9 protein-coding genes and 2 pseudogenes are annotated in these 8693 nt (G+C 72.0%); 4 read left to right on the forward strand and 7 right to left on the reverse strand.

Annotated elements, in window-relative coordinates:
* The 3 genes and pseudogenes from ACLEQD_RS30980 to ACLEQD_RS30990 form a co-directional block, all read right to left on the reverse strand.
* The coding region (locus tag ACLEQD_RS30980) for an NAD-dependent epimerase/dehydratase family protein (protein WP_410389079.1) at positions 1–139 on the reverse strand (139 nt) is incomplete at its 3' end.
* Positions 140–173: 34 nt separating this feature from the next.
* Positions 174–707: a hypothetical protein gene (locus ACLEQD_RS30985; protein WP_410389066.1), complete on the reverse strand. Its 534-nt coding sequence runs from the start codon at positions 705–707 to the stop codon at positions 174–176.
* A gap of 58 nt (positions 708–765) precedes the next feature.
* Positions 766–1037, reverse strand: a pseudogene (locus tag ACLEQD_RS30990) (DNA polymerase Y family protein); the annotation flags it as partial.
* Between the two features lie 122 nt (positions 1038–1159).
* Between ACLEQD_RS30990 and ACLEQD_RS30995 the strand changes: the two are divergent.
* The 4 genes from ACLEQD_RS30995 to ACLEQD_RS31010 all read left to right on the forward strand — a co-directional run bounded on the left by ACLEQD_RS30995 (position 1160) and on the right by ACLEQD_RS31010 (position 5485).
* Complete coding sequence (locus ACLEQD_RS30995; RefSeq protein ID WP_410389068.1) at positions 1160–1834, forward strand: hypothetical protein; 675 nt, start codon at positions 1160–1162, stop codon at positions 1832–1834.
* An 86-nt stretch (positions 1835–1920) separates the two neighbouring features.
* Positions 1921–3636 carry an aldehyde dehydrogenase gene (locus ACLEQD_RS31000; protein WP_410389070.1) on the forward strand — a complete coding sequence of 572 codons (1716 nt, stop codon included), beginning with the start codon at positions 1921–1923 and terminating at the stop codon, positions 3634–3636.
* A gap of 50 nt (positions 3637–3686) precedes the next feature.
* Positions 3687–4859 carry a tetratricopeptide repeat protein gene (locus ACLEQD_RS31005; RefSeq protein ID WP_410389072.1) on the forward strand — a complete coding sequence of 391 codons (1173 nt, stop codon included), beginning with the start codon at positions 3687–3689 and terminating at the stop codon, positions 4857–4859.
* Positions 4860–4936: 77 nt separating this feature from the next.
* Entirely contained in the window at positions 4937–5485 is a 549-nt protein-coding gene (locus ACLEQD_RS31010; protein WP_410389073.1) for a hypothetical protein, read from the forward strand.
* Here ACLEQD_RS31010 and ACLEQD_RS31015 read toward each other — a convergent pair.
* The 4 genes and pseudogenes from ACLEQD_RS31015 to ACLEQD_RS31030 form a co-directional block, all read right to left on the reverse strand.
* Positions 5472–6533, reverse strand: a complete 1062-nt coding sequence (locus ACLEQD_RS31015) for an SDR family oxidoreductase (RefSeq protein WP_410389075.1) — start codon at positions 6531–6533, stop codon at positions 5472–5474. The two genes, ACLEQD_RS31010 and ACLEQD_RS31015, sit on opposite strands and share 14 nt — an antisense overlap.
* 33 nt (positions 6534–6566) lie before the next feature.
* A complete protein-coding gene (locus tag ACLEQD_RS31020; RefSeq protein WP_410389080.1) occupies positions 6567–7328 on the reverse strand; it encodes a cyclic nucleotide-binding domain-containing protein in 762 nt (253 codons plus the stop codon).
* Positions 7329–7367: 39 nt separating this feature from the next.
* A pseudogene (locus ACLEQD_RS31025) lies at positions 7368–7703 on the reverse strand (NAD-binding protein); the annotation flags it as partial.
* Positions 7700–8693, reverse strand: a 994-nt coding sequence (locus tag ACLEQD_RS31030; RefSeq protein ID WP_410389077.1) for a cation:proton antiporter, incomplete at its 5' end; no start/stop codon positions are given. The pseudogene ACLEQD_RS31025 and the gene ACLEQD_RS31030, both read right to left, overlap by 4 nt.

Genomic DNA, 8693 nt, shown 5'->3' on the forward strand with positions numbered 1-8693 from the left:
GGCGCGAGCGCCGCAGCGCCACGTCCCCGGGGGCCGCGTCCAGCGCGTCCAGGCCCACCACCGTGTCGCCCCGGGCGAGGAGCCGCTCGCAGACGTGGGCGCCGATGAAGCCCGCCGCGCCCGTCACCAGGACCCGCATGCCCCCCTCTTGCCGCGCGAAAGGAGGCCGGCCGTCACGGCACCACCTTCACCGCGTCGATGACGGCCCGGCGCAGGAACGAGTTCCAGTCCGTCGCGGACTGGTAGGCGCTCACCACGGGCTGCGAGCGGAACGTGTCCGTCCAGAGCACCTGGCCGTTGGGGTCCACCATGCCCAGCCGCAGCACCACGTCCACGCGGCCCAGCACCGAAGCGCCGGACACGTCCAGCCAGTCCAGGATGACCACCACCGCGGCCTCGGCGTTGTTCTGCTGGACGAAGGACGACACCTCGTCCGTGAGCGGCACCGGGGCCTGGGACTGGCGCGTGGCCACGACGTCGAAGCCGCGCGTGAGGAGCTCCGCCTCCGTCTGGCGGGCCAGCACCGTGCGCGGGTTGCTCTCCCCGATGATGTCCTGGCGGAACGTGCCTGTCGGCAGCACGTCCACGCGCGAGCCCGCCACCACCACCACCTTGCGGATGGCTCCCTCCGGGCGCACCTGCCGGGCGGCGCAGGCCGGGAGGACGAGGGACACGAGGAGGAGCGGGAGGAGTCGTGCGGGGCGCATGCCGTCACGCTAGGCCACAAGCGGCGGGGCCTCCACCCCGACCCGCACCGCCCGCCCGTCAATCGAACAACCCCTGCAGGTAGAAGCCCCCGTCCCGCCCGTCCCGGTACACCCAGGCGGGCCCCAGCCCCTCGAAGTGCACCCGGTAGTAGTCCCGCTGGTACGGGGTGTCCGTCCACCACTCACCACCCAGCCGCTCCGGCCCCGCCATCGCCGTCACCCGGTGCCGCCGCCCCCGAGCCGCGCCGCCAGCATCTCCCCGGACGCCGCCACCTCCGCGTCCAGCCGGGCCGGCTGGGCCAATAGCCGCGACGGCCGCTCCCGGGCCGCCCCCGCCTCACGCCAGACGGTGATGGGGGCTGGAGGCTCCGGCGCCAGGGACGAAGGGGCTTGGGAAGCCGGGGAGGACAGCAGGCCGCGCCGCGTCTCCGGCGCGCCCGCGCCCCCCGGACATGGGCATCGAGGACGGGGACTCCTTCGCGTACATCTCCGACGGCCGCACGATGATGGCCGGCTCTACGGACGACCTCTACCTGGCGCGCACCTTCAAGCAGCAGGGCAAGGACCTGCTCTTCGTGCGCCGCGACAACAAGCCCCTGCTCATCCGCGACGCGAAGACGCTGGAGCAGGTGCGCAAGCTGCTGGAGGACGACCGCAAGCTGGGCGACGCGCAGGGCGCGCTGGGTGAGAAGCAGGCCGCGCTGGGCGCGCAGCAGGCCGCGCTGGGCCAGAAGCAGGCGGAGCTCGCCTACCCCATGTCGCAGATCGCCGCGAAGCACGCCGCCATCGCCTCGAAGCGCGCGGAGATCGCCATGGAGCGCGCCCGCCTCCACTCGCTCGGTGACAGCCCCGAGCGCGACCGCAAGGAGGCGGAGCTCGACAAGCGCGACGCGTCCTTCGACCAGGAGCTGGAGGGCCTGGACAAGGAGCAGGAGGCGCTCAGCCGGAAGATGGAGGCCCTGGGCGAGGAGCAGGGGAAGCTGGGCGAGCAGCAGGGGAAGCTCGGCGAGGAGCAGGCGAAGCTGGGCGAGCAGCAGGCGGCCCGCGGCCGCGAGAACATGAAGAAGGTCATGGCCGTCATCGACGAGGCCATCCGCAAGGGCCTGGCCGAGCCCCTGCCCACCTGAGGACGGAGGGCGCGGCCCCTCGGTGACGGCGCACGCGGGGGTTCCCTATCCCGGGACCCGGTGTGAAGCCTGTCTCGGAGGTCGCCATGTCCGCCGCCGTCCCGCAGTCCACGTCACGCACCACCATCGACATCCTGGTGCGCCGGGTCCGTGAGGGCTCGAGCGCGTGGGTGAAGCTCGCCCTGAAGGAGCGCATCCGGCTCCTGGAGGACCTGCGCCACGCGTACGTCGCCATCGCGGCGCCCAGCGTGCGCGCGGCCTGCGAGGCGAAGGGCATCGACCCCGGCGGTCCACTCGCGGGTGAGGAGTGGCTCGGCGGGCCCATGGTGGTGGTGCGCACCCTGCGCCTGCTGGCGGACGCGCTGAAGGACATCCAGGCGCACGGCGTGCCCGTCATCCCCAGCAAGCACCTGCGCACGCTGGAGGACGGCCGGCTCGCCGCACGGCTGTTCCCCCGCGACCGGCTGGAGGGGATGCTGCTGCCCGGCACCACGGGCGAGGTCTACTTCCAGCCCGGCGTCACCGCGGACAACCTGCGCGACCACCAGGCGTCCTTCTACAAGAAGCCCCACAAGGGCCGCGTCTGCGCGGTGCTGGGCGGCGGCAACGTCAACTCCATCCCGCCGCTGGACTGCCTCTACAAGCTCTTCGTCGAGGGCACCGTCTGCGTGCTCAAGATGAACCCCGTCAACGCGTACCTGGGCCCGTTCCTGGAGCAGGCCTTCGCGCCGCTGGTCGCGCGCGACGCGCTGGCCATCATGTACGGCGGCGCGGAGGAGGGCGCGCAGCTGGTCCACCACGCCGCGGTGGACGAGGTGCACATCACCGGCAGCGACAAGACCCACGACGCGCTCGTGTGGGGCCCGCCCGGCCCGGAGTCCGACGAGCGCCGGCGCAAGGACGAACCGCTGCTCGCGAAGCCCGTGTCCAGCGAGCTGGGCAACATCTCCCCCGTGGTGGTGGTGCCGGGGCCGTACTCGGACGGCGAGCTGCGCTTCCAGGCGGACGACATCGCCGGCATGGTGTCCAACAACGCGTCCTTCAACTGCAACGCGGCGAAGCTGCTGGTGCAGCCGAAGGACTGGCTCAAGCGCGGCGCGCTGGTGGACCGCATCCAGGCCAGCCTGGGCCAGGCGCCCGTGCGCCGCGCGTACTACCCGGGCGCGAGCGAGCGCTGGCACCAGTTCACGGACGCGCGCCCCAACCTGCGGCTCGTGGGCAACCCCGGCGAGGGCGACCTGGCCTACGCGCTGATTCCGGACGTGGACCCCGCCAGGACGGACGACCGCGTGTTCCGCCACGAGCCCTGGTGCACGGTGCTGTCGGAGACGGGCCTGCCGGGCTCCGACGAACCGGTGGCCTTCCTGGAGGCCGCGGTCGCGTTCCTCAACGAGAAGGTGTGGGGCACCCTCAACGCGATGCTCGTCGTCCACCCGAAGACGATGCGGGACCCGAGGGTGCGCGCGGCGGTGGAGAAGGCGGTGCGGGACCTGCGCTACGGCACCGTCGCCCTCAACACCTGGCCCGCTGCGGGCTACGCGCTGGGCAGCCTGCCCTGGGGCGGCCATCCGTCCGCGTCGCGCGGGGACATCCAGAGCGGGCAGGGCTGGGTGCACAACACGTTCATGCTGGAGTCCGTCGAGAAGGCGGTCCTGCGCGCCCCCATCACGTCCCTGTTCCCGCCTCCGTGGGTGCCCGGGCACAAGGGGATGGCGACGCTGTCCCGCCGGCTGGTGGAATTCGAGCAGTCCCCGTCCTGGTGGAAGCTGCCCGGTGTCGCCCTGGCGGCGCTGCGCCGGTAGGGGCGGGCGGGGAGGCGGGGTTTCTGGAGGCTCGTGGTAGGTAGGGGGCCATGGCATCCAGGTACGCGCAAGAGGGTGGGCAGTTGCTGCAGCAGGGCCAGCCCGCGGAGGCGGTGAAGAGCTTCCAGAAGGGCCTCTCCATCGACCCGAAGGACGTGGACTGTCTGATGGGCCTGGTGCGCACCCACCTGAGCACCGGCGCCGCGAAGGACGCGGAAGGGGCCGTGACGCGGCTGTTACAGGTGCAACCGGACAACACGGAGGCGCAGGCCCACCTGGCCATGCTCAAGGCGCAGGCCGGCGACGCGGTGGCGCTGGTGACGCTCAAGGCGCTGGCCGCCGCGCCCACCGCCGGCTACTTCGAGCGCTTCAACCTGGGCACGCTGCTGGCCGAGCGCGGCGATCTGGAGGGCGCGAAGGCCGCCTTCGAGGCCGCGCAGGTGGTGGCGCCCCACAGCGCCTACCCGCACTTCGAGCTGGGCCGCATCGCGATGCAGCGCAAGGACACGGCGGCGGCCGCCGCGCACTTCCAGCAGGCCGCGGCGCTGGCGCCCACGGAGGCCCTGCCGCACCTGCTGCTGTCGCGCGCGCACGCGGCGAACGGCGCCATCGGGCAGGCCATCGCGGCGGCCACGCGCGCCCTGGAGCACGCCCAGGGCCGCACGCGCGTGGCGGTGTTGCAGGACCTCCTGCGCCTCTACCTCCAGGCCAACAGCCAGGACGCGGCCCGCCGCACCATCCTGGAGCTGCGCGAGCTGGAGCCCACGCAGGTCCGCTACATCCACCTGCACGGCCTGGCCTGCATGCTGGCCGGGGAGCTGGCGGAGGCGAAGGCCCTCTTCGGCGAGGCCCTCCAGCGCGCCCCGAACCAGTGGGACATCCTCCACTCGCTGGCGCAGGCGCACGAGGCGCTGGGCGAGCGCGCGGAGGCCCGCAAGCAGTTGGAGGCGGCCGTGGCGGCGGCGCCGCAGGAGCCCGGCCCCACCAACGACCTGGTGCGCCTGCTCATGGGCGACCAGGACCACGCGCGCGCCCGCGTGCTGCTGGAGCGCGTGCTGGAGGCGAACCCCCAGGACGCGCTCACGCACCTGAACCTGGCGCGCGCCACCCAGCCGTTCGACCGGGCGGAAGCCACCCGGCACGCCCGGCAGGCGCAGTCGCTGGGCGCGGACGTCGCCGTGAAGGACGAGGCGGCGCGGCTCCTCAGCGAACTGGGCGGTTGACGCACCCCGTCTTCCCCCGCTCCAGGCCCGTGCCTACCTTCAGGCCCGGTCCAATCAGCGGGCAGCGGGGGCGGCGCATGCGCAAGGCGGAGCAGGCACTCATCGAGCAGCTGGAGGCGCGCTTCCGGGAGGTGACGCGGCTGCTCTACACCACGTCCATCCCCGCGGCGGTGCTGGACGCGGAGCTGCTGCCGATGCTCGCGGAGGACGTCACCTTCACGGACCCCTGGCAGAAGGGCGGCGGCAAGGAGACGTACCGCAAGGGCGCGGCGGGCTTCCACTGCATGTTCCGCTTCGACTTCGACATCTTCCAGCTCAACGTCCAGCTGGAGCCGGATGGCAAGAGCGGGCGGGCCATCGTGGACGGGGTGATGAACCTCAAGCAGTTCGCGTGGCTCTACACGTACCCGCTGCGCACGATTCTCGTCTACGACTTCACGCTCCAGCGCGGCGAGGGCGGCGGTGAGGTGCTGCCGCTCATCCACGCGCACGAGGAGATGTGGAGCTTCGGCGACATGATCGCCAACGTGCCCGGCGTGGGGAGGCTCTACGACCGCTTCCGCGACGCCTTCAGCGTGGGCTTCCTGGCGGCGTCCGCGGTGTGCGGGCGCCTCAAGCGGGGATGAGCTTCTCCGCCTGGAGCTGACGCATCAGCGCGACCATGGCCTCCGTGCTGTCCAGGTGCATCTCCTGGAAGCCGAAGCGGCGGGCCTTGTTCACGTCGAAGAAGGCGTCGTTCTCCACGCCGAAGATGAAGTCGCCGAAGGCCCAGTTGGCCAGCTTCTTCAGGCCGTGAGGCTGGAGGCCGTGGCGCTGCGTGAGCGCCTCCCAGACGGGGGACTTGTCCTTCATCGCCTCCGTCAGGGAGAAGGGCTGCGGGTCCGCGCACGGGATGCCGAACGCGTCCGCGATGCGCGGGAAGACCTGGCTCCAGCGGAAGACGTCGCCGTTGGTGATGTTGAAGATTTCGCCCGCGCACGCCTCGTTGAGGGCGGACCACTCCATGGCCTTGGCCAGCACCGTGGCGTCCGTCACGTTGGCGAGGATGGAGTACGCGCGAGGCGTGGAGGGGAAGCGCAGGGGCACGCGCAGCGTCTTGCACAGCGACGCGTACACGCCGATGAGGTTGCCCAGGTTCATGGGGTTGCCCACGGCGAGTCCCATCATCATGTCGGGCCGCAGGGCGGTCCAGCTCCAGCGCCGGCCCTGGGACGCGTCGCGCAGGTAGTCCTCCTGGTCGTAGTAGAAGTTGGGCGGGAAGTGGCGCGGGTCGGTCTCCTTGGCGGGCGTCTTGTAGAGGCCGAACTGCGCGCCGTACGCCTTGCCGCCCTGGATGAAGGACACGTGGCGGAAGCCCGGCGCGTGCTTCTCCACCGCCTCCACGATGTTGCGCAAGAGCGACACGTTGATGCGCGTGAGGTCCGCGGGGTCCGGATGCTCCTGGTACGCGGCGAAGAAGACGTGCGTGACGTCGCGCAGCCACTCCGCCGCGCTGGCGAGCGAGTCCGGCGACTGGAGGTCCAGCGACTTCACCTCCGCGCGCGTGGCGAAGTCCGGCGCGCGGCGCGACACGGCCTTCACCTTCCAGTCCGGCCGGGTGTCCAGGTACGTGAGGAGGTTGCGGCCGATGATACCGGTGGCGCCCAGCACCAGCGCCGTGTGCTTCGTCGTCATGGGAAAAGGCCCTTGAGGGGAAGGTGTCTGTCTTCAGCGCCCGAACAGGCCGCGCCGCTTCGCCGGCTGCGCCTGTCCGCCCAGCCGCGACAGGCGCTGCCCCAGGATGCGGCTCATCTCCAGCGCGACGGCGGGGTTGGCCATCATCACGCCGCGGAAGTCCTCGCGGCCCACCGCGGCCAGCTCGCACGGCGTGGCGGTGACGGCGCTGGCGTTGCGCGGCTCGCCCGTGAGCAGGGCCAGCTCTCCGAAGAAGCCGCCCTGCTTCACCGTGGCCACCGTCTGCCGGGCGCCGTCCTTCATGGCCACCTCGCCGGAGATGACCACGTAGAACGTCTCGCCCGCGTCGCCCTGGCGGAACAGCTCCGTGCCCGCGGGCGTCTGGAGCAGCTCCGCGCCGCGCGCCACCGCCTCCAATTCGTCCTCACTCAGGGGCGCCAGGAAGTCCAGCTTGCGCAAGGTCTGCGCCAGCGACGACGCCAGGCCCGCGCCCAGCGGCGGCTCCGACGTGAGGAACTCCACCGCCTGCGCCACCTGCGTCCTGCGCGCCACGAGGATGACGTTGTGCCCGGCCTTCAGCTGCGTGTTGCCCTCCGGCAGCGCGGTGTGGCCCTGCGGATCCACCAGCGCGATGAAGATGCACTCGCGCGGGAAGCCCTCCATGCCGCGCACCTGCGCCACCGTCTGCCCCGCCACCCGGGCGCGCACGGGGATGGCCAGCTCGAACAAGAGCGTGTCGCCGCTGCTGAGCGGCAGGGACCCGGACACCTGCGGGAAGTCGATGGCGGTGGTCATCTTGGAGACCACGACGTCCGCCTCGGCGACCAGCTCCTTCACGCCCGCCAGCCGGTACGCGTCGCGGTAGTTCGTGTCCAGCATGCGCACCATCAGGCGCGCGCTGGACACCGCGCGCACCAACATGGTGAACGCCAGGTTCGCCGGGTCGTGCGCCAGCACCGCCGCCGCCACGTCCGCCGTCCCGATGCCCGCCGCCTCCAGCACCGCGCGGGTTGGTGGCGTCCCCGCACACCGTCACCACGCCCACCTCCTCGAAGAGCGCGCGCAGGTGGCGGCGTCGCGTTCAATCACCGTCACCGTGTGCTGCTCCGACACGAGCCGCGCCGCCAGCGCGCCGCCCACCCGTCCTCCCCCCGCGATGACGATCTTCATGACGCCTTGTGCTCCTTGCTGTCCTTGCCCGCGTGCCCGCCGTGCAACACCTTCTCCAGGTCCAGCATCCGCGCGTCCAGGTGCGCCAGCATCTCCTCCGCCGTCGCCTCCGGAATCAGCCCGTTGCGCCGCGCGCCCTGCAACGCCGTGCGCTCCGCGTCGATGAGCCGCCTGCGCATGCTCAGGAGGTCCTTCGCCCCTTCCGCCAGGTGCTGCTCGCCGATGCGCCGCAGCTCCCGCTCCGCCCGGGCGATGTTCACCTGGTACTCGCTGCGCAGGTGCTCATAGGCCGCGCGCGGCAGCAGGCCCTGCGTGTGCAGCGCTTCCAGCTCCGCGTGCGCCGCGCGGCTGGCGATGAGCTTCCCGCGCTGCTCCGCCATCTCCAGCGCCACCGCGTCCTGCTGGAACAGCCCCAGCCACTTGAGCGCGCCCGTGAGCAGCAGCCCCTGGCCCACCAGGGACACCAGCGTGACGCCGAACGCGATGGAGACGATCTGTTCGCGCGCGGGCGTGGACTCCGGAAGGCCCAGCGCCAGGCCAATGGACAGCGCGCCCTTGATGTTGCCCAACAGGAACACGTGCTGCCAGCGCAGCGGGATGGACTCCGCGGGCTTGAACAGCCGCAGCAGCAGGAAGGGCAGGTAGATGGCCACCGCGCGCCCCAGCACCATCGCCACCACCGCGATGCCCACGCCCGGCAGGTGCCCCTTGAGCGCCTCCGGCCGCGTGTCCAGGCCCACGGAGAGGAAGAGGAACGTGTTGACGCCGAAGGTGGCGTACTCCCAGAAGGAGTGGATGGCCACCTGGCTCTGCGGCGGCACCTCGCGCCGCAGCGTCACGCCCACCGCCAGCCCCGCCACCACCGCGGAGATGGCGCCCGACAGGTGCACCTCTTCCGCCAGCACGTAGGACGCCAGCGCCACCGCCGTCGTCACCATGATCTCCGCGAGCGGATCCTCCGCGCGCCGGATGATGAAGCCGCCCAGCAGG

The organism is Corallococcus sp. 4LFB (assembly GCF_046520365.1).
GTDB lineage: Bacteria > Myxococcota > Myxococcia > Myxococcales > Myxococcaceae > Corallococcus > Corallococcus caeni.